The organism is Klebsiella huaxiensis (assembly GCF_003261575.2).
Taxonomy (GTDB): domain Bacteria; phylum Pseudomonadota; class Gammaproteobacteria; order Enterobacterales; family Enterobacteriaceae; genus Klebsiella; species Klebsiella huaxiensis.
The window spans coordinates 1,161,638-1,186,091 of sequence record NZ_CP036175.1; the positions used below are offsets into that span (position 1 = coordinate 1,161,638).

At 56.7% G+C, this 24,454-nt stretch carries 20 protein-coding genes and 3 tRNA genes; 9 read left to right on the forward strand and 14 right to left on the reverse strand.

What is annotated here, in order from left to right; all coding sequences use genetic code 11:
* Positions 1-42: 42 nt before the first annotated feature.
* The 3 genes from DA718_RS05585 to DA718_RS05595 all read right to left on the reverse strand — a co-directional run bounded on the left by DA718_RS05585 (position 43) and on the right by DA718_RS05595 (position 341).
* Positions 43-119, reverse strand: a tRNA-Met gene (locus tag DA718_RS05585).
* 34 nt (positions 120-153) lie between these two features.
* Positions 154-230 (reverse strand) — tRNA-Met (locus DA718_RS05590).
* A gap of 34 nt (positions 231-264) precedes the next feature.
* A tRNA-Met gene (locus DA718_RS05595) sits at positions 265-341 on the reverse strand.
* 211 nt (positions 342-552) lie between these two features.
* Between DA718_RS05595 and mltA the strand changes: the two genes are divergently transcribed.
* On the forward strand, positions 553-1,650 hold the full coding sequence (gene mltA / locus DA718_RS05600) for a murein transglycosylase A (protein WP_112213913.1): 1,098 nt from the start codon (positions 553-555) through the stop codon (positions 1,648-1,650).
* Positions 1,651-1,730: 80 nt separating this feature from the next.
* Positions 1,731-2,540, forward strand: a complete 810-nt coding sequence (tcdA, locus tag DA718_RS05605; protein ID WP_112213912.1) for a tRNA cyclic N6-threonylcarbamoyladenosine(37) synthase TcdA — start codon at positions 1,731-1,733, stop codon at positions 2,538-2,540.
* Positions 2,541-2,636: 96 nt separating this feature from the next.
* Here the strand turns inward: tcdA and csdE are convergent, their stop codons facing one another.
* Both csdE and csdA read right to left on the reverse strand, forming a co-directional pair.
* Positions 2,637-3,068 carry a cysteine desulfurase sulfur acceptor subunit CsdE gene (csdE, locus tag DA718_RS05610; protein ID WP_112213911.1) on the reverse strand — a complete coding sequence of 144 codons (432 nt, stop codon included), beginning with the start codon at positions 3,066-3,068 and terminating at the stop codon, positions 2,637-2,639.
* Complete coding sequence (gene csdA / locus DA718_RS05615; RefSeq protein ID WP_112213910.1) at positions 3,068-4,273, reverse strand: cysteine desulfurase CsdA; 1,206 nt, start codon at positions 4,271-4,273, stop codon at positions 3,068-3,070. Before csdA ends, csdE begins: the two co-directional genes overlap by 1 nt.
* Before the next feature lie 438 nt (positions 4,274-4,711).
* Between csdA and gcvA the strand changes: the two genes are divergently transcribed.
* Genes gcvA through rlmM form a run of 3 tightly spaced genes read left to right on the forward strand, consistent with a single transcriptional unit; the run spans position 4,712 to position 7,137 of the window.
* Positions 4,712-5,629 carry a glycine cleavage system transcriptional regulator GcvA gene (gene gcvA, locus DA718_RS05620; protein WP_004114967.1) on the forward strand — a complete coding sequence of 306 codons (918 nt, stop codon included), beginning with the start codon at positions 4,712-4,714 and terminating at the stop codon, positions 5,627-5,629.
* Positions 5,630-5,648: 19 nt separating this feature from the next.
* Complete coding sequence (locus DA718_RS05625) at positions 5,649-6,044, forward strand: DUF423 domain-containing protein (RefSeq protein ID WP_112213909.1); 396 nt, start codon at positions 5,649-5,651, stop codon at positions 6,042-6,044.
* Entirely contained in the window at positions 6,037-7,137 is a 1,101-nt protein-coding gene (gene rlmM / locus DA718_RS05630) for a 23S rRNA (cytidine(2498)-2'-O)-methyltransferase RlmM (protein WP_112213908.1), read from the forward strand. Before DA718_RS05625 ends, rlmM begins: the two co-directional genes overlap by 8 nt.
* 61 nt (positions 7,138-7,198) lie before the next feature.
* On the opposite strand, the gene fucR is transcribed toward rlmM, so the two are convergent.
* From fucR to fucP, 5 genes are all read right to left on the reverse strand, one after another.
* Positions 7,199-7,909, reverse strand: coding sequence for an L-fucose operon activator (gene fucR / locus DA718_RS05635; protein WP_112213907.1), 711 nt, complete (start codon positions 7,907-7,909; stop codon positions 7,199-7,201).
* Between the two features lie 57 nt (positions 7,910-7,966).
* On the reverse strand, positions 7,967-8,389 hold the full coding sequence (gene fucU / locus DA718_RS05640) for an L-fucose mutarotase (RefSeq protein WP_112213906.1): 423 nt from the start codon (positions 8,387-8,389) through the stop codon (positions 7,967-7,969).
* A gap of 1 nt (position 8,390) precedes the next feature.
* Positions 8,391-9,809, reverse strand: a complete 1,419-nt coding sequence (gene fucK / locus DA718_RS05645; RefSeq protein ID WP_112213905.1) for an L-fuculokinase — start codon at positions 9,807-9,809, stop codon at positions 8,391-8,393.
* Between the two features lie 100 nt (positions 9,810-9,909).
* Complete coding sequence (gene fucI / locus DA718_RS05650; protein ID WP_112213904.1) at positions 9,910-11,685, reverse strand: L-fucose isomerase; 1,776 nt, start codon at positions 11,683-11,685, stop codon at positions 9,910-9,912.
* A 31-nt stretch (positions 11,686-11,716) separates the two neighbouring features.
* The gene (gene fucP, locus DA718_RS05655; protein WP_112213903.1) at positions 11,717-13,027 is read right to left on the reverse strand and encodes an L-fucose:H+ symporter permease; all 1,311 of its coding nucleotides are present in this window, start codon (positions 13,025-13,027) and stop codon (positions 11,717-11,719) included.
* 572 nt (positions 13,028-13,599) lie between these two features.
* Here fucP and fucA point away from each other — a divergent pair.
* Positions 13,600-14,247: an L-fuculose-phosphate aldolase gene (gene fucA, locus DA718_RS05660; RefSeq protein ID WP_112213902.1), complete on the forward strand. Its 648-nt coding sequence runs from the start codon at positions 13,600-13,602 to the stop codon at positions 14,245-14,247.
* Positions 14,248-14,699: 452 nt separating this feature from the next.
* Here the strand turns inward: fucA and xni are convergent, their stop codons facing one another.
* Both xni and DA718_RS05675 read right to left on the reverse strand, forming a co-directional pair.
* The gene (gene xni / locus DA718_RS05670) at positions 14,700-15,455 is read right to left on the reverse strand and encodes a flap endonuclease Xni (protein ID WP_112213993.1); all 756 of its coding nucleotides are present in this window, start codon (positions 15,453-15,455) and stop codon (positions 14,700-14,702) included.
* A gap of 110 nt (positions 15,456-15,565) precedes the next feature.
* Entirely contained in the window at positions 15,566-17,509 is a 1,944-nt protein-coding gene (locus DA718_RS05675; protein ID WP_112213900.1) for a sigma-54-dependent Fis family transcriptional regulator, read from the reverse strand.
* Between the two features lie 271 nt (positions 17,510-17,780).
* Here DA718_RS05675 and ssuD point away from each other — a divergent pair, with 271 nt between their 5' ends.
* The 3 genes from ssuD (at position 17,781) to DA718_RS05690 (ending at position 21,847) form a co-directional block, all read left to right on the forward strand.
* Positions 17,781-18,953, forward strand: a complete 1,173-nt coding sequence (ssuD, locus tag DA718_RS05680) for an FMNH2-dependent alkanesulfonate monooxygenase (RefSeq protein WP_112213899.1) — start codon at positions 17,781-17,783, stop codon at positions 18,951-18,953.
* A 16-nt stretch (positions 18,954-18,969) separates the two neighbouring features.
* Entirely contained in the window at positions 18,970-20,367 is a 1,398-nt protein-coding gene (locus DA718_RS05685) for an FAD/NAD(P)-binding protein (RefSeq protein ID WP_112213898.1), read from the forward strand.
* 73 nt (positions 20,368-20,440) lie between these two features.
* Positions 20,441-21,847, forward strand: a complete 1,407-nt coding sequence (locus DA718_RS05690; protein ID WP_112213897.1) for an LLM class flavin-dependent oxidoreductase — start codon at positions 20,441-20,443, stop codon at positions 21,845-21,847.
* A gap of 131 nt (positions 21,848-21,978) precedes the next feature.
* Here DA718_RS05690 and DA718_RS05695 read toward each other — a convergent pair whose 3' ends face one another.
* Positions 21,979-22,920 carry an aliphatic sulfonate ABC transporter substrate-binding protein gene (locus DA718_RS05695; protein ID WP_112213896.1) on the reverse strand — a complete coding sequence of 314 codons (942 nt, stop codon included), beginning with the start codon at positions 22,918-22,920 and terminating at the stop codon, positions 21,979-21,981.
* Between the two features lie 134 nt (positions 22,921-23,054).
* Positions 23,055-24,422 carry an L-serine ammonia-lyase gene (locus DA718_RS05700; RefSeq protein WP_112213895.1) on the reverse strand — a complete coding sequence of 456 codons (1,368 nt, stop codon included), beginning with the start codon at positions 24,420-24,422 and terminating at the stop codon, positions 23,055-23,057.
* Positions 24,423-24,454 lie beyond the last annotated feature (32 nt).

Here is a 24,454-nt window from a genome sequence, read left to right on the forward strand (position 1 = left end):
AACGCAGAAACAAAAAAACACCCTTGAGGGTGTTTATAATGTTGGTTGCGGGGGCCGGATTTGAACCGACGACCTTCGGGTTATGAGCCCGACGAGCTACCAGGCTGCTCCACCCCGCGTCACCGTACTGCTTATATTGTATTAAATTTTGATTGGTTGCGGGGGCCGGATTTGAACCGACGACCTTCGGGTTATGAGCCCGACGAGCTACCAGGCTGCTCCACCCCGCGTCACCGTACTGCTTGTACTTCATCAAATTTTAATTGGTTGCGGGGGCCAGATTTGAACTGACGACCTTCGGGTTATGAGCCCGACGAGCTACCAGGCTGCTCCACCCCGCGTCCGTGGATGCGCACTATACTCCGCTAACGTTTTGATGCAACCCTTTTTGACATAAATCGTCAATTTTGTAAAAAATGGTGCATACATAAGCACTTCCCGTCTGTTTTTTGCGCAAAACTGCTTTTGCGGTGCGTAAGCGCATTTCATTAGCCCTGGGGGTTTGTTATCTTCATCACGCACCCGGGCTTAGCAGCATAAAGAAGAGATACCATGAAAGGACGTTGGGCAAAATACGCAGTAACAGGGGCAATGCTGGCAATGCTGGCCGCCTGTTCCTCAAAACCGACCGATCGCGGTCAGCAGTATAATGAAGGTAAACTCACCCAGCCGTTTTCATTGGTTAACCAACCTGATGCGGTAGGCTCGCCGATTAACGCTGGCGATTTCTCCGAACAGGTGAGTCAGATTCGCAGTGCCTCTCCGCGCCTCTATACCAGCCAGAGCAACGTTTATAATGCGATTCAGGATTGGCTGCGCTCCGGCGGTGATACCCGCACGCTGAGCCAGTTTGGTCTTGATGCCTGGCAGATGCAGGGCACGGATAACTACGGTAACGTCCAGTTTACCGGCTACTATACGCCGGTGGTGCAGGCGCGCCACACGCGTCAGGGCGAGTTCCAGTACCCGATTTACCGTATGCCGCCGAAGCGCGGTAAGCTGCCCTCCCGCGCCAGCATTTACGCGGGCGCTCTGAGCGACAACTACATCCTGGCCTACAGCAACTCGCTGATGGACAACTTTATCATGGACGTGCAGGGCAGCGGCTATATCGACTTTGGCGACGGCTCGCCGCTGAACTTCTTTAGCTATGCCGGGAAAAACGGCTGGTCGTATTACAGCATCGGTAAAGTGCTAATCGATCGCGGCGAAGTGAAGCGTGAAGATATGTCGATGCAGGCGATCCGCGAATGGGGTGAAAAACACAGCGAGGCGGAGGTGCGCGAGCTGCTGGAGCAGAACCCGTCGTTCGTCTTCTTTAAGCCCCAGTCTTTCGCGCCGGTGAAAGGCGCCAGCGCGGTGCCGCTGATTGGCCGCGCGTCGGTGGCTTCTGACCGTTCGATTATTCCTGCGGGAACCACGCTGCTGGCGGAAGTGCCGCTGCTGGATAATAACGGTAAGTTTAACGGTCAGTACGAGCTGCGCTTAATGGTTGCTCTGGACGTCGGCGGTGCGATTAAGGGCCAGCACTTTGATATTTACCAGGGCATTGGCCCGGATGCTGGACATCGTGCCGGTTGGTATAACCACTATGGCCGCGTGTGGGTGCTGAAAAACGCGCCGGGCGCGGGTAACGTCTTTAGCGGTTAACGCACACCTGGCCGATATTTTGTAGCCCGGGTAAGGCGCTTGCGCCGCGACCCGGGAATGCCCACTTATTCTGAGGTTCTATGTCTGTTGTAATCAGCGATGCCTGGCGCCAGCGTTTTGGCGGCACGGCGCGTTTATATGGTGAAAAGGCGCTGCAATGTTTTGCCGACGCACATGTCTGCGTGGTCGGCATCGGCGGCGTAGGTTCCTGGGCGGCCGAAGCGCTGGCGAGAACCGGGATTGGCGCGATCACCCTTATCGATATGGATGATGTCTGCGTGACCAACACCAATCGCCAGGTTCACGCGCTCGGCGGCAACGTCGGGCTGGCGAAAGCCGAGGTGATGGCAGAGCGCATTCGCCTGATCAATCCTGAGTGTCGGGTGACGGTGGTGGATGATTTTGTGACCCCGGAAAACGTCGCTGAGTATCTGGGTGTGGGTTTCAGCTACGTGATTGACGCTATCGACAGCGTGCGCCCGAAAGCGGCGCTAATCGCTTATTGTCGGCGTAATAAGGTGCCGCTGGTGACCACCGGTGGTGCGGGCGGGCAAATCGACCCGACGCAAATTCAGGTCGCGGATCTGGCGAAAACTATCCAGGATCCGCTGGCGGCAAAGCTGCGCGAGCGCCTGAAGAGCCAGTTCGGGGTAGTGAAGAATAGTAAAGGTAAACTCGGCGTGGATTGCGTTTTTTCCACCGAGGCGCTGGTTTATCCGCAGGCAGACGGCAGCGTATGTGCGATGAAAAGCACCGCTGAGGGTCCGAAACGGATGGATTGCGCATCTGGATTTGGCGCGGCGACGATGGTGACCGCAACCTTTGGTTTTGTCGCTGTCTCTCATGCGCTGAAGAAAATGCTGGCGAAGGCGGCGCGGCAGACAGCGTAGATTCCCGGAGGCGGTGCTGCGCACCTGTCCGGGCTACAAAACCGCACCAACCCGTAGCCCGGGCAAGGCGCGTCAAGCGCCGCCCCCGGGGTGAGCTTAAGTCTCGCGGGCGGCGGTGAGAACAGCTTCGCTCAGCGCATTTAATCCCTGGCTGCGCGAGGCGCTCAGCTGGCCACGAAGCCCTAACTCATCAAACAGCGCCAGCGGATCGCTTGCCAGCAGCTCGCCAGCTCCTTTCCCTTCAATGGCGGTCAATAGCACCGCCAGCATGCCGCGCACGATGCGGCCTTCGCTATCGCCGTAGAAATGCAGTTTGCCCTCGGCATCAATGAAATAGCCCAGCCAGACGCGGTTTTCACACCCGGCAATCTCTTTCGCCTGTGCTTTCAGGTCATCAGGCAGCGCAGGAAGCTGCTTACCCAATAAAATCAGCTGGCGATATTTATCTTCCCACTGGCTGAGCGGGGTAAAGGTCTGACGTAAGGCCTCTTCGGTGATGCGGGTACCAAAAGGGTGAGAAGTCGTCATTATTCCACCAGTATTTGCAGAGCGCGGTCAACGGCGTGCACCAGCGCGTAAACATCGTCTTGCGTATTATAAGGTGCGAACGAGGCTCGCAGGGTACCGCTGACGCCAAGCGCCGCCAGTAGCGGCTGGGCGCAGTGCTGACCAGCGCGCAGCGCGATGCCCGATTCCGCCAGCAGCGTCACCATATCGCTATGGTGAACACCGGCAAAATCAAACGCCAGCAGACTGGAGTCCTGGCAGCGGAAAGACCGAAAGCCCGGGCGTTTCGCCAGTTCGTCTTCTGCCAGCGTCGCCAGACTACGGCTCCAGTTTTCCGCCTGCGCGATATCCGTCTCTTCCAGCCACTCCAGCGCCGCGCTCAGGCCAATCACTCCGGCAATATTTGGCGTTCCGGCTTCGAAGCGATAAGGCGCAGGCTGGATTTTGAAGCCGTCGAAGGTGACTTCAGTAATCATTTTCCCGCCGCCGAGCCAGGGCGACATCTCTGCCAGCAGCTCGCTTTTGCCATACAGCGCGCCGATGCCGGTTGGCCCGTAAAGCTTATGACCCGAGAAGGCATAAAAGTCGATATCCAGCGCCTGCACGTCCGCCGGGAAATGCACCGCGCCCTGCGCACCGTCCACCATCACTACCATATTGGCAGCGTGGGCCAGACCAATCGCCAACGCCAGATCCGGACAGCCGCCGGTGACGTTGGACATCTGGCCGATAGCCAGCACCCGGCTACGTGGGGTGATGAGCGTGCCCAGAGCAGCTACGTCCGGCAGGTGATTGCTAGCCAGTGGCAGCTTCACTACCCGCGCGCCGGTTTGCTCTGCGACCATCAGCCACGGAACCAGATTGGCGTGATGCTCCGCTTCGCTGACGATAATTTCATCGCCCGGCTTCAGGCGCGGACGGACGTAGCTCTGCGCCACCATATTGATGGCCTCAGTGGTGCCGCGCGTCCAGACGATATCTTTGCCGGAAGGGGCGTTAAGCAACGCCGCCACGCGCTCGCGTGCGTCTTCATAGCGTTCGGTTAAGCGCTGAGCCGCAGCGAACTGGCTTCGGTGGACGTTACCCGCGCTGAGGCGATAAAACTGGTCGCTGGCCTCGATCACCGCCAGCGGCTTAAGCGCCGTTGCTGCGCTATCAAGATAGACGCCAGCATCGGCCAGCGCCGGAAACTGGGCGCGAAATTGGACGGGGTTGAATGCGTTCATGGAATTCCTCGTGTCGATACCAGGATCGTCGCGCACTTTCCCCATAAGGGCAAGGCTGGTAAGAGGGGGACAAAGATAGTGTGGTGATGTTTGGGCAAAAAAAAAAAAGCACCGCGCATTGCGGTGCTACATTAAATCACTATGGACAGACAGGGTAAATGTACAGGAAGTGAAAAAGGGGTAGCTTAGCTACCATGGTCCGCACACACAGACCAATTGCAAACACAACAACACAACATCACAACCGTAAGCCAAAAGCTTGTTGGAACACGCATTCCAAAAAAAGCTCTTCGTTCCGGCTCAGGAAGTGCCGCCACTATAGGTATTTGCTGGTAGAACCTCAACGGACAAATTATAATGGCTCAGATAAAAAAAACTAATAGGTTAACTGTTGTTTCCTGTTTGTTAAATTGCCTTAACATCTAAGCCAGAATAACTATGTCAAAGCGTTTGCCACCTCTGAATGCATTACGTGTTTTTGATGCAGCCGCACGTCATCTCAGCTTCACTCGCGCCGCCGATGAGCTTTTTGTGACCCAGGCCGCAGTCAGCCACCAAATCAAGTCCCTGGAGGATTTCCTCGGCCTCAAGCTGTTCCGTCGACGCAATCGTTCTCTTCTTTTGACGGAAGAGGGACAGAGCTATTTTCAGGATATTAAAGAGATTTTTTCCCAGCTCACCGAGGCGACCCGCAAGCTTCAGGCTCGAAGTGCAAAAGGGGCGTTGACCGTCAGTATGCTGCCCAGTTTTGCCATACAGTGGCTGGTGCCGAGACTCACAAGCTTTAACTCAGCTTATCCGGGAATCGATGTCAGAATCCAGGCGGTAGACCGTCAGGAAGACAAGCTGGCGGATGATGTTGACGTGGCGATTTTTTATGGTCGCGGCAACTGGCCGGGGCTGCGCGTTGAAAAATTATACGCCGAATATCTGCTCCCGGTTTGCTCGCCATTGTTGCTTACCGGTGACAAAGCGTTGAAAACACCTGCCGATCTGGCGCAACATACGCTGTTACACGATGCTTCCCGTCGCGACTGGCAAACTTATACCCGCCAGTTGGGTCTAAACCATATTAATGTGCAACAGGGACCGATTTTTAGCCACAGCGCAATGGTGCTGCAGGCCGCAATCCATGGACAAGGTGTCGCTCTGGCCAACAACGTGATGGCGCAGTCCGAGATTGAGGCAGGCCGTTTGGTCTGCCCGTTTAATGATGTTCTGGTCAGCAAGAATGCGTTTTATCTCGTTTGTCATGACAGTCAGGCTGAACTGGGTAAAATAGCCGCCTTCCGCCAGTGGATTCTGGCCAAAGCGGCTAATGAACAAGAAAAATTTCGCTTTCGTTACGAACAATAAATCATTGTAGGGTAATCACATGACCAGCCGTTTTATGCTGATATTCGCCGCGATAAGCGGTTTTATCTTTGTGGCTCTGGGCGCTTTTGGTGCGCATGTTTTAAGTAAAACGATGGGCGTTGTGGAAATGGGCTGGATCCATACCGGCCTGCAATATCAGGCTTTCCACACGCTGGCAATTTTTGGTCTGGCGGTGGCGATGCAGCGCCGTATCAGCATCTGGTTTTACTGGAGTAGCGTGTTTATGGCGCTCGGTACCGTTCTTTTTAGCGGCAGTCTGTACTGTCTGGCGTTGTCGCATTTACGCCTGTGGGCGTTCGTTACGCCGGTGGGAGGCGTCTGCTTCCTCGCCGGTTGGGTATTAATGTTAATTGGTGCAATTCGTCTGAAACGTAAGGGCGTTGTTCATGAATAAAGTTGTCCTCTATTGTCGCCCTGGGTTTGAGAAAGAGTGCGCAGCAGAAATTACCGATAAGGCTGGCCGCCTTGAGGTATTTGGTTTTGCCCGAGTCAAAGACGACTCCGGCTATGTGATTTTTGAGTGCTATCAGGCCGAAGACGGCGAAAAGCTGGTGCGTGAATTGCCGTTCAGTTCGCTGGTGTTTGCTCGTCAGATGTTTGTTGTCAGCGAGCTGCTGCGCGACCTGCCGCCGGAAGACAGGATCACCCCGATTGTCGGGATGCTGCAGGGCGTGGTCGAAAAAGGCGGCGAGCTGCGCGTTGAGGTCGCTGATACCAACGAAAGCAAAGAGCTGATGAAGTTCTGCCGTAAGTTTACGGTACCGCTGCGTGCGGCGCTGCGCGAGGCGGGGGTGTTGACCAACTATGAAACGCCGAAACGTCCGGTGGTGCATGTGTTCTTTATCGCCCCCGGCTGCTGCTATACCGGCTATTCGTTGTCCAATAACAACTCGCCGTTCTATATGGGTATTCCGCGACTTAAGTTTCCATCCGATGCGCCAAGCCGCTCAACCCTTAAGCTGGAAGAAGCGTTTCACGTTTTTATTCCGGCGGATGAGTGGGATGAGCGCCTGGCGAACGGCATGTACGCGGTAGACCTCGGGGCTTGCCCCGGCGGTTGGACCTATCAGCTGGTCAAACGAAATATGTGGGTTTCCTCGGTGGATAACGGTCCGATGGCGCAGAGCCTGATGGACACCGGGCAGGTCACATGGCTGCGTGAGGATGGCTTCAAGTATCGCCCAACGCGCAACAACATCTCCTGGATGGTGTGCGATATGGTAGAAAAACCGGCGAAAGTGGCGGCGCTGATGGCGCAGTGGCTGGTGAACGGCTGGTGTCGTGAAACCATCTTTAACCTTAAACTGCCGATGAAAAAACGCTATGAAGAGCTATCGCGCAACCTGGCTTATATCCAGGAGCAACTGGACGAGCACGGTATTAACGCGCAAATCCAGGCGCGCCAGCTGTATCACGATCGCGAAGAAGTGACCGTTCATGTGCGCCGCCTGTGGGCTGCTGTCGGTGGTCGTCGCGACGAACGCTAGTTTTGTCGATTTTGCAGGCCGGATAAAGCGTTAAGCTATTATCCGGCGCTGCAAATAGCTGTTATGACTGCGATACATCAGAAACAATATGCGTCACATCATTCAGATGGCCGATCCGTGCCTCCCCCGAACGATTAAATTTGCTCTTATCAATCAGCAGTAATGATTGCGAAGCCCGCTTCAGCAGCAGCGATTTAAAATCGGCATTGACCGTATTCGAGTCCCAAAGCGCGCCGTCGCTGTCGATGCCTTCACACGAAAAAATAAACAAGTCGATTTCCAGCGATTTGAGCTGCGAGATAAGCGACGAGCTGACGTAACAGCCATATTTGCGCTGGAGCGTACCGCCGGAGCAGGTGAGCTGAATATTTTCGCGCTTGCTCAATTCCTGGCAAATCGGCTGGCTATTGGTAAACACATGAAGGTCGATATCCGGCAGTTGACGGGCCAGATACCAGCAGGTTGAGCTGGCATCAAGGGCGATAACCATCCCTCCTTCTATCCAGGCAAGGGCTTCACGCGCGATATCTGCCTTGTGGGCGTAATGGCTTTTAAGACGGATGTGAAAAGGGTCGCCGCTGTCCTGGTTTTCCCGATGAATCACTTTTGCCCTACCGTGGTTGCGCAGCACTTTCCCCTGGGACTGGAGTTCGCTGAGGTCGCGACGAATGGTTTCCCGGCTGACGTTAAGCTGTAGTGATAAGGCTTCGGTGGTCAGGCTGGTATGGTTCATGAGCAGGTCTAGAATCGCTTGCTGTCGTGCCGCTTTCATTTTTCTCACCCTGGCGTTCGATGAGCGCCCGCATTGGACGGGCGCTGCGGCATGAGATTACGGCGTTACCCCTTTTTTTAAAAGAATATTCCCGTACTTGGCACGCTCACCTGTGATAACGATCGCAAAGGCTTTTTGCGCCCGCTCGTAGAAGGCAAAGCGGTCGATGCGGGTGATATCCGGGCAGGGTGCAGAGCCTGAAAGCGCATCGCGATAGCGCGTTTCAACCTGCGGGTCGAGCGTATCGCCTTCTACCGCAGCCATCATCACCAGCGGTGGGGCGTAGCTGTCGAGTTCAAATAACGGAATAATGGCTTTCAACAGATCGCTAACTAACAGCCCGTCGGCGCGAATCACCTGCGGCCCCATGCTGTGCGCCGGGAAGTGGGCATCGGAAAAAATGATCTCATCCCCATGCCCCATTTCCGCCAGCACTTTCAGCAGTTCTGGAGAGATTAACGGTGAAATAGTCTTTAGCATCTCAAATTCCCTCAATCAGTTCGGGTTCGGTTTGCGGATAAAAATAACGGTATTCGTAGCTCACCTGTGCTCTGGCCTGTTCCGGGCTGGTAAATTCACCGACGCCGTACCAGCCGAACATTGCCGCTCCGGCCACGGTGGTTTCGGCATCATCCAGCACCTTAATCGGAATATCGAGCATATTGGCTTTAATCTGATTCCACAGCGCGTTACGGCTGCCGCCGCCAACCAGCAGCAGTTCGGTCGCTTTAAAGTGGCCAATTTTTTGTAGCGTTTGCAGGTTGCGCGCAAGCTGCTCCGTTAACCCTTCCAGCGCAGCGCGATAGAAATGACCGCGAGTGGTGTTGAGCGTCACGCCCTGCCAGCCCGCGTTTTGGCAGGCGAGCAGGTCGCACTGCATCTTCACGCCTTCAGCACCCTCAGGAATAACCCGCGCTTCTTCAATCAGCGTCTGCCACGGCGTTTCCGACGTCCACAGCAGCTTGCGCACCCATTCGAGCACGCCGGAGGCCAGCCACTGCATGCCGGGGTTATACAGCCCTGCCAGGCTATCCAGCTCGCAGGTGGAGCCTGCATAGTGGCTAAGCAGCGGCGTGTTGACCTGGGCGCTGCGCACCATCAGGATTTCCCAGGTGCCGGATGAGAGCACCGGTTCATCCTGCTCTGCGCCCGCGCCAAATAGCGCGAACTGGGTGTCGTGTCCGGCGGAGATAACTGGAATACCTGCGGGTAATCCCAGTAAGTTCGCGGCATCAGATTGCAACGTGCCTATTTTCTCGCCCGCTTCGACCAGGCGAGGAAAGAGGCGGCGCGGCAGGCCGGTGGCTTGTAAGATTTCCGTGCTGAAATTCCGCTGGTGGATGTCCAGCATCTGGCTGGTGCCCGCCATAGTGATATCGGTGGTGAACTCCCCGCTCAGATGATGATTGATGAGCGAGGAAATAAACAGCCAGGCGTGGGCCTGCTCCAGCAGCTGCGGGTGGTTCTCTTTTAGCCATATCAGCTTGTACAAGGTGTTAAAGCTAAACGCGCCGACGCCGGAGATTTGCTGGAGCTGCTGCGGGGGCATAAAACGGCTGATACTTTCCATAACGGCCGCGGTGCGCGGGCATTTCCAGCTGATGACCGGATAGAGCAGCTCGCCGTGTTCATCAACCAGCGCGCCATCGACGCCGAAGGTGGTGACCGTGATGCCGCGTATTTTGCAGGATGACAGTTTGTCGCGAATCTGCCGACAGCACTGTGCGAAGCGTTGCACAATGGCCTCCAGCGACCACTGGTGCCAGGCGCTGTTCTCCACGGCAATATCGCTGGCGTTTGCGGTGGCGGCACGGGCAATAATTTTTCCTTGTCGGTCAACGGCAATCGCCCGCACGTTGGTGGCGCCGCAGTCGAGGACCAGGATGACGTCTTTTTTCATATATAACTCCATAAACGTCGCCGGATGGCGCTGCGCTTATCCGGCCCACGGTTCACGCGCCCGTAGGCCCGGTAAGCTTGTGCCACCGGGCAAAGCCACATTAACGTTTATACAGCGGGCCATAGTTCTGGCAGGCGCGGTAATCCTGGCCTTCTGTATCCATGCCGTGCGCAGACCAGGTGGAAGGGCGATAAATCTTCGCCTCTTCGACGTTATGCATGCACACCGGAATACGCAGCATTGACGCCAGGGTAATAAAGTCGGCGCCGACGTGACCGATGGTCAGTACACCGTGGTTAGCGCCCCAATTGGCCATCACCGAGTAGACGTCTGAGAACGGGCCTTTACCGGTCAGGCGCGGTGCAAACCAGGTGGTGGGCCAGGTGGAGTTGGTGCGGGCATCAAGCTGGTCGTGCATCTCTTTCGGCAGCTCAACGCTCCAGCCTTCGGCGATTTGCAGTACCGGGCCAAGACCTTTGATGATATTCACTCGGGTCATAGTGAACGGTACGCCGCCTTCGGTCAGGAAGCGGGAAGAGAAGCCGCCGCCGCGGAAATATTCATGAATCGCCGGGCACCACTCGGTGGCGGCCAGGCAGGCGTCGGCCTCCCGTTGGCTGATTTCCCAGTGTGGTTTCATGGTCGGTTTGCCGTTGTCATCTCGCTGCTTACAAGATCCATCCAGCGCCGCAGAGCCGGAGTTGATCAGGTGGATGATACCGTGCTCGGCAAGGCCGGTTAGTAGTTTGCCGGTGACGCGTTCAACGGCGTCCGGCGACCAGTAGGTACGGACGTCGGCAAACACTTGAGCGGTACCGGTCAGCTGATGTCCCATCAGCATTGCCACGCCATTGAGGCTGTCGTTCTCGGTGGCGACGACAAAGGGTTCACGTACGCCGTTCCAGTCGAATGAACTATTGAGCAGCGCTTCGGCGGTATCGCCGTTGGGGTATTGATCGGTCCAGTGACGCTGGCCCTGGAAGCCGGCAGCGATGGCGTTATAGCCCAGTGACTCTTCCACCAGCCCTTTTTCCGCCAGCTTCTTGTTGCCCTGCATCATGTCGCGAATGCACATTGCCATCAGCAGGCTCTCTTTCAGCACTGCACGGCTCTGCTCTTCATTACGCTTATACTGCTGCGCGTTCTGGTCTTCGCCATAGCGGAAGTTTTTATCCGCCCACGCCAGCGCCATTTCCAGTTCGGCTTCGTCATAGATTTTCTGGTCGATACGGCGACGTAGTTCGGTCATATCCACCGCCTGCACTTTCATGCCCAGCCAGGATTCGAAGAAGTTATGATCGACGATAGAACCGGCGATCCCCATCGACACGCCGCCGACGGAAAGATAGCTTTTGCCTTTCATGCTGGCGACCGCTAAGCCAGCGCGAGCGAAGCGCAGCAGTTTTTCTTCAACGTCCGCAGGGATGGAGGTGTCATCGGCATCCTGTACGTCATGACCGTAAATAGAGAACGCCGGAATACCCTTTTGGCTATGGGCGGCCAGTGCTGCTGCAAGGTAAACCGCGCCGGGGCGTTCGGTGCCGTTAAAGCCCCAGATGGCTTTCGGCCGCAGCGGATCCATATCGATAGTCTCGCTGCCGTAGCACCAGCATGGCGTGACGGTGATGGTGACGCCGACGTTCTGGCTGCTGAATTTCTCCTCACAGGCGGCGGATTCCGCCATCCCCGCGATACAGCTATCGGCAATCACACACTCAATCTGCGCACCGCAGGCATGGCGGAGTTTCTCGGTAATAAGCGCGGCGGTGGCCTTCGCCATATTGATGGTTTGTTCTTCGAGCGACTCGCGCACTCCCATGCGACGTCCATCAATAACCGGGCGAATACCTATTTTCGGTAAGCTGATTTTTTTCATTACAGATTCCTCACGTTATTCGGATAAATGTTTAGTTAGCTGCCGTTTGTGAACGGAAACGGGCAAAGATGAAGATGATGGCAAAGCAAAGTGCCGGAATGAGCTCTGCAGTCGTAATACTGCCTGCGGCGTCGCTGACAAAACCCATGACCGGGGTGACGATGCCGCCGCCAATGATGGTCATGACGATGAAAGAGGAGCCGTATTTAGTGTCCTGTCCCAGATTTTTGATACCCAGCGAGAAGATGGTCGGATACTGAATCGACATAAATGCGCTGCACAGCGTCAGGGCCAACAGACCGATTTGGCCGCCCGTGAAGGCTGAAATCAGGCACAGAATCATGGCAAGCAGGGCGTAGGCTGCCAGGACTTTATGCGGCGCGAAGCGGCTGACAAGCCAGGTGCCAGTGAAGCGACCGATAAAGAAGCACACCATGGTGCCGGTCAGATAGTTGGCGGCAAAGCCTGGGGTCATGCCGGGGATCTCTTCGATCGCGTAGCGAATCAGATAGCTCCAGCAGGCTGTTTGCGCGCCGACGTAGCAGAACTGCGCCAGTACCGCCCAGCGCCAGTGGCGAATGCGCACCAGGCGGGAAAACGATGCTGAAAATGAACTCTGTCCGACATCACTATGATCATCACTTTGCAGGGCTGGGAATTTGGTCAACATAATCAGCAGAGCGACCAGTAAGACGACCGCGACGATGATCATATAAGGGGTTTGTACCGATAACACCAGGCTGTGCTTATAGGCGCTGAGCTGTTCGGGTGCCATTTTATCGAGCACTTCCTGAGATTGATGCGGCACGTTAGACAAAATAAGACTTTGCCCAAAGACGACGGCGATAATGGCACCAAAAGAGTTAAAAGTTTGCGCCAGATTAAGTCGGAAGTGTCCACCACTTTCTGGCCCTAACACAGTAACAAAAGGATTTGCCGCCGTTTCCAGACAACCTAAACCTGCAGCGATAATAAATAATCCAATCAGGAATAAGGTGTAGTTCATCACTTCGGCGGCTGGCCAGAATAATGCTGCGCCTAAAGCATATAAGAATAATCCGGTGATGATTCCTGCTTTGTAACTTAATTTTTTCATCAAGATCCCGGCAGGGATAGGAATGACGAAGTAGCCAAAATAAAAAGCGGATTGGATTAGTCCGGCCTGAAAATTAGTTAGCGTAAAAGCTTGTTGAAATTGGGGTAATAAGATGTCATTCAGGTTATTGGCGACCGCCCAAAGGAAAAATAACGAGCACAGTAAGGCGAAGGGAATAATATAGCGTTTGCTTTGCCCTGTATCTACCGCACGAAAACTCTGCGTTTGTATTGTTGTGTTTCCCATAGCATCCTCATTGGTTCAGAAGCGTGTTCAGCAGCATTAGAGTGTGGTTGGTTATACCCACCAGACCGCAAAAATCAGGGGAGTTCCGGTGACGGTGTAAACAGTGAAATAAACATCACGGAATGAACTCATGAATGCATTTTCAAATAAAAAACGTCTTTTAATATGATGGTGGTCACACTTAGCATCTATTGAGTGATTTTATGTGATTATCATCACTTTAATAATCAGGAAAACATGACCGTTTGAGAATGTTAATTCTAAAACCCACAAAGAGAATGACCGATTAAATTTATAATGTGGAAAACGGGCAGTTGTTACAATTATCGCTAAAATGCCCGTTTTTTAATGTATCAGTAATAACGGGCATTTTTGAGAAATTTAAAATGAGTTATCTGTTTTTTTTGGCTTCAAATAAGTGAGGGATATCACAGAACGTGGTGATGTAAATTCCTTTCTCATTATTCAGGATGATGATGGTGAACAATTATTCGCATTATTCAACAGCGCCAGGGCGTCATGCCAGGTGAGTCGTCTGTTGTCGTATTGAGCATCATAAAGAGAGGTAAGAAATGGAACGAAATAGACTGGCCCGGCAGATTATTGATACCTGCCTGGAAATGACCCGCCTGGGATTAAACCAGGGAACCGCAGGTAATGTGAGCGTGCGTTATCAGGGGGGAATGCTCATAACGCCCACGGGCATCGCTTATGAAAAACTGACCGAAGCGCACATTGTTTATATTGATGCCAACGGCCAGCATGAACAGGGCAAACTGCCATCCAGCGAGTGGCGTTTTCATATGGCGGCTTATCAGACGCGTTCTGACGCTAACGCGGTGGTGCATAACCATGCGGTCCACTGCACGGCGGTTTCAATCCTCAACCGCCCGATTCCGGCTATTCACTACATGATTGCGGCGGCGGGCGGTAATTCTATCCCCTGCGCGCCGTACGCCACTTTCGGTACCCGCGAGCTGTCCGAATATGTGGCAGTGGCCCTTAGAAACCGTAAAGCGACGCTATTGCAGCACCATGGCCTGATCGCCTGTGAAGATAATCTGGAAAAAGCACTGTGGCTGGCGCATGAGGTGGAAGTGTTGGCGCAGCTCTACCTCAGCACGCTGGCTATTGTTGATCCGGTTCCGGTGCTTGATGACGAGGCGATCGCTATCGTGCTGGAAAAATTCAAAACCTACGGATTACGTATCGAAGAATAAAGCCTAAGAGAACGTTTTCTCCCGGTTGTCGGATGGCGGCGTGTCGCTTTGTCCGGCCTGTGTTGGATGCCGCTTTGTGGGCAGGATGCGCCAACCGGGCAACGGGCTTACCGCCGTCTGTGGGCAGGATGCGCCATTGGGCAACGGGCTTACCGCCGTCTGTGGGCAGGATGCGCCATTGGGCAACGGGCTTACCGCTGTCTGCGGGATGGTAGCCCGGACAGATGCGCAGCATCGCCTCCGGGAAATTCTGCCCCTCAGCACTCTGCTCCCGGGGGCGGCGCAAAGCGCCTGCCCGGGCTACGGGGTAGCCGCCGTCTGCGGGATGGTAGCCCGGACAGATGCGCAGCATCGCCTCCGGGAAATTCTGCCCCTCTGCACTTTGCTCCCGGGGGCGGCGCAAAGCGCCTGCCCGGGCTACGGGGTAGCCGCTGTCTGCGGGCAGGATAGCGCTACCGTGCCAGCCGCAGCTGTTGCAGGTTGCCATCCAGCTGCAAATCGGTTTGCAGGCGTGCTATCTCACGGCAGATAAACGCCATCTCTTTATGTTCTTCCAGCTTCTTACGCCACTTCTCCGGCACGTCCGCCAGTCGCGCGTAGATCCCTTCCAGATCCTGAAAATCGGTTAACAGCTGGGCGGCGCTCTTCGGCCCAATCCCCGCCACGCCGGGAACCTTTGAGCTGCTGATACCCGCCAGACCCCAGTAGTCGGGCAGTTGCTGAGGCGTGACGCCGAACTCTTTGGCGATAAACGGCGCATCCAGCCAGCGTTTCTGGAAATAATCGCGAATGCGGATAGTTGGCGACAGCAGCTGGCAGTAGCCTTTATCGGTGGAAACAATGGTGGCCTGATGCCCGGCCTGCGCCACTTTCACCGCCAGAGTGGCGGCAAGGTCGTCGGCCTCGCTGCCGGAGATCGCCCAGCAGCGGAACCCGTGTTGCTCAAACGCCGCCCGCAGGGCTGGCATTTCCGCTTCGAGGGTTTCCGGCATCGGCGCACGCCCGGCTTTATAGTCCGGCAGGCGCTGGTGCCGCCAGCCATGACCGCGCTCTTCATCATCAAACACCGCCACGACGTGAGTCGGCTGGCTATGGACAACCAGTTGTTCAAGCGCGTGCAGACAGGTATCGACGCAGGGCGACCCCTGTACCGCGTGAATGCGACGAATGAGATTAAGTGCGTCGACGATGAGTAGATGAACGGCCACGGATGTCCCCATAGATAGGCTCCTGTTCTTAATGCCTTTTAGGGTAACATCGCTGCGCGGGTGAGGCTATTGGCACCAGGAGAATCAGGAAGATGACTCGCAGTTTCGATCTAATCGACGTGCATCAGCAGGCTAGGTTCGCTATTAGTGGCGTCGCCGTACCAGACCGCTTCGCGCACCGAAATCGGTTTGTTGATAAGCCCCAGGGCGTAAAAACGATCGGCGATACTTTGCTGGGCGCGAATCACGTTGAGTTCCATCGGGCGTGTTCGATGGCTGCGGCGGGCTAATGCTCGGGTCAGCGAAGCGGCGTTAATCCCCAGCTCCGCAGAGAGCAAGTTTGCAGCTTCATCACGGTGCTGGTCGATAAACTGCCCGGTCTGCGTTAATTCGGCTACCAGGCGCTGCATAATATCGTTATTGCGGATGGCGTAGTCGCGGCGCGAGAGGTAGAAATGGTGGTTGTTGACGCGCCCCTCGCCGCTGGTGACGACCCGTAATTCACCACTATATTCCGCATCGCTGAGTAGCGGATCCCACATCATCCACGCATCAACTGTTAGATAATCGCTGGCGGTTAGCGGGTATTTCGGTGGAATGTAGACCACTTTGACGTCATTCAACTCTAGCCCGGCCTCTTCCAGAATATGCAGCAGCAGCCAGTGAACGTTAGAGCCTTTATTCAGCGCGATGCGCTTACCGCGCAGGTCGGCAATGGTGTGGATATCGCTGTGCTGCGGGACGACCATCGCCACGCTTTGCGGTGCGGGCGGCTCCCAGGCGACGTAGACCAGATCGCTGTTGTTGGCCTGAGCGAAGACTGGCGGCGCTTCGCCAGTGGTACCGAAATCTATCTCATCGCAGGCCAGCGCGTGCAGCAACTGTGGCCCGGCGGGGAACTCGCTCCACAGCACGCTGACGCCGTGGCTGGCAAAGGCTTTCTCCAGACTTTGCCGCGCTTTCAGGATACCGAGGTTGCCGAAGCGCTGAAAACCGATGCGCAGTTCCCGGTCATGACTTTCACTATTTACCGCCGGACGATAAGTCGGCTCCAGCCTGCGGCGGCTTTTAATAATGCCAAAATTCGCCAACTGCGTGCGCAGCGTGTGGCGACTAATGCCCAGCAGCGCTGCGGCCTGGCTTTGATTGTCATCGCAGCGGGCCATCGCGCCGCGAATCAACGCTCCGGTGACCCGTTCCCACAGCGGCTCGCCCGGTAAGGAGAGCTGGTGGTGAATAAAGTCATCCAGCTCACTGTCGCTGGTGGCCGCGGGTTCGTTGCTGAGGGTCGTCAGCCGGAGCTGAGCGGGGCTAATTTCCTCTTCTTTACTCAACAGAACGGCGTTATGCAGGGTATTTTCCAGCTCGCGAATATTGCCCGGCCAGGGGTATTCCATCAGCCTTGCCAGGGTTTCCGGGGCCAGACGACGAACCGGACGGCCCAGACGGCGGGCGTAGAGCGACAAAAAATGGTCCGCCAGTATGGGAATATCCTGACGGCGCTGGCGCAGCGGCGGCAGCGGAACAATGGCGATATTTAGCCGATAGTAAAGATCTTCACGGAAACGACGCTCGCGGATAGCCTGCATCAGATCCACGTGGGTGGCGGCGATCACCCGCACATTGACCTTAATCGCTTTGCGCGAGCCGACGCGAGTGATTTCACGCTCCTGCAGGACACGCAGCAGTTTGACCTGAAGCGGCAGGCTGAGTTCGCCGATTTCATCCAGCAGCAGGGTGCCGCCCTCCGCAGCCTCGAACCAGCCGGGATGACTTTGCACCGCACCGGTGAACGCGCCTTTTTCATGGCCGAACAGTTCCGCTTCTGCCAGGCTTTCGCTGAGCGCACCGCAATTGACGGCCAGGAAGGGGCCATGGCGGCGTGAGCTATGATGATGTAAATAGCGGGCAACGACCTCTTTTCCTGTGCCGGTTTCGCCGACGATAAGCACCGTCGCCTCGGTGGGGGCCAGTTTATCCAGCAGACTCTGAAACGCTTTTGACGCCGGGTCGATCAGCGCAGGCGTGGCGGATGGGGATTCAGGATTCAGCATGGTTGACCTCCGGTATTTGATGACCTGAACTTATCCTGTGCTGACGATGGAAACCAGAGGGCAAACCTGCCGTACTGTTGCAAAAACGACAACCTGAACGCACTGTCTGGCGCATTTGCAACAGCGGGATGAAATTCAATTTCAGGTAACCTATTGAATTTATTTTGTTAATTTTTCATTCACCATTGGCATGATTATCGCTAACACTCATATAACCAAATTAAAACAACGCTTCGATAAATATCGGATATGGTTATATAGGAAAGAGATAATGACGCAAAAAACCGACGATAAAATCAATGTATTCTGGTTCCTGCCCACCCACGGCGATGGTCGCTACCTGGGTACCGCAGAGGGCGGACGCCCGGTTGATTTGCCTTACCTGCAGCAGGTGGCGCTGGCGGCCGACAGCCTCGGCTACTACGGTGTGCTGATCCCAACCGGGAAAAGCTGCGAAGACTCCTGGCTGGTAGCCTCGGCGCTGGCGCCGTTGACTCGTCGCCTGCGCTATCTGGTCGCCGTCCGGCCGGGGCTGCAGCCGCCGACGCTGGCGGCAAGAATGGCGACCACCCTCGACCGCCTGTCGGGTGGTCGTCTGCTGATTAACGTCGTTACCGGCGGTGACCCGGTGGAGAACAAAGGCGACGGTATATTCCTCAGCCATGGCGAACGCTATCAGGTGACCCGCGAATTTCTCGACGTCTACTCCCGTTTGCTGAAAGGCGAAAAGGTGGACTATCACGGCGAGCATATCCACGTTGAGGGCGCGGAAGTGCTGTTTCCTCCGGTGCAGGAAAACGGCCCGCCGCTCTATTTTGGCGGTTCTTCTGAAGATGCCATCGATGTCGCCGCTGACCAAATCGATACTTACCTGACCTGGGGCGAGCCGCCCGCGCTGGTGGCCGAAAAGCTGGCGGTGGTGCGCGAGCGCGCCGCCGCCCGTGGACGCACGCTGCAATACGGTATTCGTCTGCACGTGATTGTTCGTGAAACCGAAGAAGAGGCGTGGGCCGCCGCCGATCGCCTGATATCTCATCTCGATGACGAGACTATCGCCCAGGCGCAGAAAATTTTTGCCCGTATGGATTCTACCGGACAGTCGCGGATGAGCGCGTTGCATAAAGGTTCGCGCGACAATCTGCGCATTGCGCCAAACCTGTGGGCGGGCGTGGGGTTAGTACGCGGCGGGGCAGGGACGGCGCTGGTTGGCAACCCACAGCAGGTGGCGGAACGCATTCGTGAATATCAGGCGCTCGGCATTACCAACTTTATCTTCTCTGGCTATCCGCATCTGGAAGAGGCGCATCGCTTCGCCGATCTGGTGATGCCGTTGCTGCCGCTGGCAGGTCATGACCAGCCGAAGGCGCGTAGCGTGAATACCGGCCCGTTCGGTGAAACTATCGGCGGCGACAAGCGTCCGGTAAAACAGGTTAGCGCAAGCTGAGGGGGAGGTCAGATGTATGCATACTGAACCCCATGTAGTGGTTGTCGGCGGCGGATTCAGCGGCGCGGCGGTGGCGATTCATCTCCTGCGCCTGGCCCCGGTTGGCGTGCGGGTGACGCTACTGGAACCGCGCGAGACTCCCGGCGCTGGCGTGGCGTATTCCACCACGGAGCCGAGCCACCGGATCAACGTTCCTGCCGCGCGGATGCAGCTTGCGGGTGAAGAGGAGGGGGCGTTCGATAGCTGGTACCGCAACCAGCCTGCTTTTGTTGACGATCCGCAGGCCCAGCTTGCGGACGGCGCGGTTTATCCGCAGCGCGGGCAGTTTGGTTGCTACGTGGCCCTGCGTTTTGCTGAGGCAGCACGCGCCAGCGCCGGGCGGCTTATCCATCTGCGTGAACAAGCGCTGAGCCTTAATGATGGCGAAGTTATCACCGACGGTGGTCGTCGACTGTCAGCCGATTTGCTGGTGCTGGCAATCAGCCATCCGCCGCCCTCTTTATCGTCCCAGGCGATATCGTTTGAAAAACATCCGGCATTAATTGCCAACCCCTGGCAAGCGGGCGCTCTGGAAGGTATCGCGCCGGAGGCCAGCGTGGCGGTAATGGGGACCGGTCTGACGATGGCGGATACCGTCGCGACCCTGACGCGGTTGGGTCATCGCGGGCCGATAAGCGCGTTTTCACGCCACGGTCTGCTGCCCCGTAGCAATCTGAGCGGCAACAGCGCGAGCTGGCCCGCTGAATACGGTGAGGGTTCGTTGCGCCAGCGGCTACGAAAGATCCGCAAGGATATCGCTCTTGCGGCGGAGCAGGGAGTGGCCTGGCAGGTGGTGCTGGACGCGGTGCGTAATCAGGGGCAAAGCATCTGGCAGGGGCTGACGCTTGCCGATCGTCAGCGTTTTCTGCGCCATTTACGCAGCTACTGGGATGTTCATCGTTACCGTATCGCCCCGCAGGTCTCCGGAGTTATTGAACAACGACAGCGCGACGGCAGCCTGAGGGTGCTGGCGGCCAGGCTTACGGCCCTCGAAGGCGATGCACAAAAGCTAACGCTAACTCTGTCACCCCGGCGCGGTGAAGCGCAGCGGGTGAGCGTTGACCATTTGATTTTAACTACCGGCCCGGCGCACGGGGCGCTGACCGACAGCCAACCGCTGCTGCGTCAACTGAGCCAGGATGGGTGGATTCGCGCCGATGCGTTTGGCCTGGGTCTGGACGTTGATCGGCATTCGCGGGCTATTGGTCGGGAAGGTCGGGTCACGCCCTGGCTGCTGGTATGCGGGCCTGCCGCACGGGCCTTTTTTGGTGAGCTGATGGGACTGCCGCAGGTGGCTGATCATGCAGCCGCCGTCGCCGCCGAAGCTCTGCTGACGCTGGGTATCAAACCGTCCGTCCGATGTCCGGTGTTCTGAACGCCCTTTTCCCCTGATTCCCTTAAATGATTATGTGCGCGTCCCGCTACCGGGGCGCGTCGTGGAGAGTGCTATGTCATCACAACGTGAAATTCGTCTGAATGCTTTTGATATGAACTGCGTCGGCCACCAGTCGCCGGGGCTGTGGGCCCATCCGCGCGACCGCTCCTGGCAGTACAAGGACCTTGAGTATTGGGTTGACCTGGCGCGCCTGCTGGAGCGCGGCAAGTTTGACGGGCTGTTTATTGCCGATGTACTCGGCGTCTATGATGTGCTGAACGGCAATGGCGATGCGGCGCTTCGCCAGGCGACGCAGGTACCGGTTAACGATCCGTTGGCGCTGATTACGCCGATGGCGCTGGTGACGGAGCATCTGGGATTCGGCCTGACCGCTTCGCTCTCCTTTGAACACCCGTATCCGTTTGCCCGCCGTCTGTCGACCCTCGACCATCTGACGAAAGGGCGGGTCGGCTGGAATATTGTGACCTCATATCTTGAGAGCGGCGCGCGCAATATTGGCCAGAAAGCGCAGACCGATCACGACGCCCGCTACGACTATGCCGATGAGTATCTGGAGGTGGTCTATAAGCTGCTGGAGGGGAGCTGGGAAGATGGCGCGGTGCTGCGCGACAGGAAACGTAAGATCTTCAGCGATCCGCGAAAAATTCACCCGATCAACCATCAAGGCAACTTTTTTTCGGTACCGGGGATCCATCTATGTGAACCGTCACCGCAGCGCACGCCGGTGCTCTATCAGGCGGGGGCTTCCAGCCGCGGCAAGCAATTTGCCGCCGGGCATGCGGAGTGTGTATTCGTTGGCGCGCCGTCAAAAGTGCTGCTGAAAAAGACGGTGGCGGATATTCGCCGTCGTGCCGAAGAGGCCGGACGCGATCCGCGCAGCATCCTGATCTTCAACATGCAGACGGTGATTGTCGGCGAAACTGACCGCGCAGCGCAGGCGAAATGGCAGGAGTATAAACCGTACGTCAGCTACGAAGGGGCGCTGGCGCTGCTCTCCGGCTGGACTGGAATCGACCTTGGTCAGTATCAGCCGGATCAGGTGCTGGAGTACCTGCATACCAATGCGATTCAGTCGATGGTGGAGGCGTTTTCTACCGCTGACCCGAATAGCCAGTGGACGGTGCAGAAGCTGGCGGACTGGGCGGGGATCGGCGGCTTCGGCCCGCTGGTGGTCGGTAGCCCGCAGACGGTTGCCGATGAATTGCAGTCCTGGGTGGAGGAGACCGATGTCGATGGCTTCAACCTCGCCTATGCGGTGACGCACGAAACCTTCCGCGACGTGGTCGACCTGTTGATCCCTGAACTGCAAAAGCGCGGTGTGTTTAAGCAGGAGTATCGCGAAGGAACCCTGCGTGAAAAGCTGTTTGGCGCCGGCCCGCGGCTGGCTGCGCCGCATCCGGGCGCAGGCTATCGCTACGGCGCGCAGGTCGCGGTCGGGAGTGAAGAGAAGGTGAGTTAATTTTGCCGGTCCCCCTCTCCCCGAAGGGTGAGGGCTGAACTGTGGGGCGGGAGGTTTTTCCCGGAGGCGGCGCTTGACGCGCCTGTCCGGGCTACGGGTCCTCCACCGTCTGTGACCCGGGAAGGGAAGACTTACTGCTTATCCAGCGACCAGGTGGCGCTGCGAACATCGACTTTCACCGGCAGCAGGCCGATGCGGGTGAAGGTGTCCGCCAGCGCCTGCTGTTCGTTGTAGACCGCTGGCGTCATACGCTCGGCCCCGTAGGGCAGGCGCGCCAGCGTCTTCAGCCAGATGGCCTTATCCAGCCCGGTTGAGGTGGAAAGGATCCCGGCGGCATCATCCCGATGGCTATTGGCCCATTTGCTGAGTTTATCCAGTTCATCAACCACCTGCTTCGCAGTCTCCGGATAAGTATCAGCAAATTTTCGGCTTGCCAGATAGAAGGTGTAGTGCGGCACCAGCCCTTCGGCGTTGCGGATCTGTCGGGCTTTAGCATTGGTTTCCACTTCCGCCAGGAACGGATCCCAGATAACCCATGCGTCAATGGCGCCACGCTGGAAGGCGGCGCGGGCGTCGGCAGGCGGTAGATAGACCGGGGTGATATCTTTATAGCTCAGCCCGGCTTTTTCTAGTGCGGCCACCAGCAGGTAGTTCACGTCGGAGCCTTTGTTTAACCCCACGCGCTTGCCTTTAAGATCGGCGACAGTCTTAATCGCTGAGTTTTCAGCCACCACAATGGCTTCTGTTTTCGGGTTCGCTGGTGAATGAGCCAGATAGACCAGATCTGCCTGTGCGGCCTGGGCAAAGGCCGGTGGCGCATCGCCAGTGGCGGCGAGGTCGATGCTGCCGACGTTCAGCCCTTCCAGCATTTGTGGCCCGGCCGGGAACTCTATCCAGCGCACGGCGATCCCCTGCTTTTTAAAGCTCTCATCAAGAGTGCCTCGGTATTTCAGCAGTGCGAAGATATTGGCTTTCTGATAGCCGATATTGACGGTTTCCGGCGTCTTCGCCAGCGCGGAAGTGGATAAGCCAGCAAGCAGTAGCAGCAGGGCCGGGCGAGATAGTTTGAGCATGATTCGTTCTCCTTAAGCGGTTTTGCGTAAGGTAACAAATCGTCTTTATAACCAATAAATAACTAAATTTTCATTTATATAACGTAAATGAAGGATGAGATCCCCGGTATGCCGCAGCACACCGGGAGCAGGCGTTAATCGCAGGCGACAATCTTCATTGCCAGGCCACCGCGCGAGGTTTCGCGGTATTTGGCGTTCATATCTTTGCCGGTTTCGTACATGGTTTCGATGACTTTATCGAGGCACACGCGCGGCTCGCTGGTGCGGCGCAGGGCCATTCGCGCAGCGTTGACGGCTTTGACCGCAGCGATAGCGTTACGTTCTATGCATGGCACCTGTACCTGCCCGGCAACCGGGTCGCAGGTGAGACCGAGGTTATGTTCCATGCCGATTTCCGCGGCGATGCATACCTGACCGGGGCTACCGCCCAGCAGCTCAGCCAGACCGGCTGCTGCCATTGAGCAGGCGACGCCGACTTCGCCCTGGCAGCCCACTTCGGCACCGGATATTGAGGCGTTCATCTTATAGAGCGATCCAATGGCGCTGGCTACCAGCATATAACGGGCCAGAGAGTTGGCGTTCACTTTGCGGATAAACTTGTCGTAGTAGGCCAGCACCGCAGGCACGATGCCGCAGGCACCGTTGGTCGGCGCGGTCACCACGCGGCCACCGGCGGCGTTCTCTTCGTTGACCGCCAGGGCGAACATGTTGATCCAGTCCACCACCGCCATCGGGTCGCTATTGGTGTTGTCCTGACTTACCAGCATCCGGCGCAGCGCGGCGGCGCGACGCGGTACGCGCAGCTTGCCCGGCAGGACGCCTTCGGTGGTGATTCCGCGTTCAATCCCGCCGCTCATCACTTCCCAGACCGCAGCGAAGTGCTGTTCCAGCTCTTCTTTACTGTGCAGCGCCAGCTCGTTTTGCATCATCAGGCCAGAAAGCGACAGCCCGCTTTGCTGGCAATGGCGCTGTAAATCGGCGGCGTTTTTGTAGGGATAAGGGACTGCGACCGACGCGTCGTTGGTCAGGCCGAAATGGTCTTCGTCGACGATAAAGCCGCCGCCGATAGAGTAGTAAGTCTGGCTGTAGAGAACCTGGTCGCCGCCCAGGGCGGTAATCCGCATGCCGTTCTCATGCAACGACAGGTTGTCGGCATGGAAATTCATGCATTGATCGACCGGAAACGCGACTTCCTGCTGGCCGTTTGCCAGCATCAGGCGGCCATGGGTGTTGACGTCCTGAATAAAGCCAGGGATAGCGTCGATGTCGACGGTATCCGGCAGGTTGCCCGCCAGGCCCATAATAATCGCGATGTCGGTATGGTGGCCTTTGCCGGTCAGGGAAAGAGAGCCGTAGACGTCGACGACGACCTTCGTCACCTTGTGAAGCAGCCCGCGCTCAATAAGATCGTCCGTGAATTGTTTGCCCGCTTTCATCGGTCCAACGGTGTGGGAGCTGGAAGGGCCAATGCCGATTTTAAAAATATCGAATACGCTGATCATGATGCATCCAGTGCTGTCTGCGCCGCCGTTAA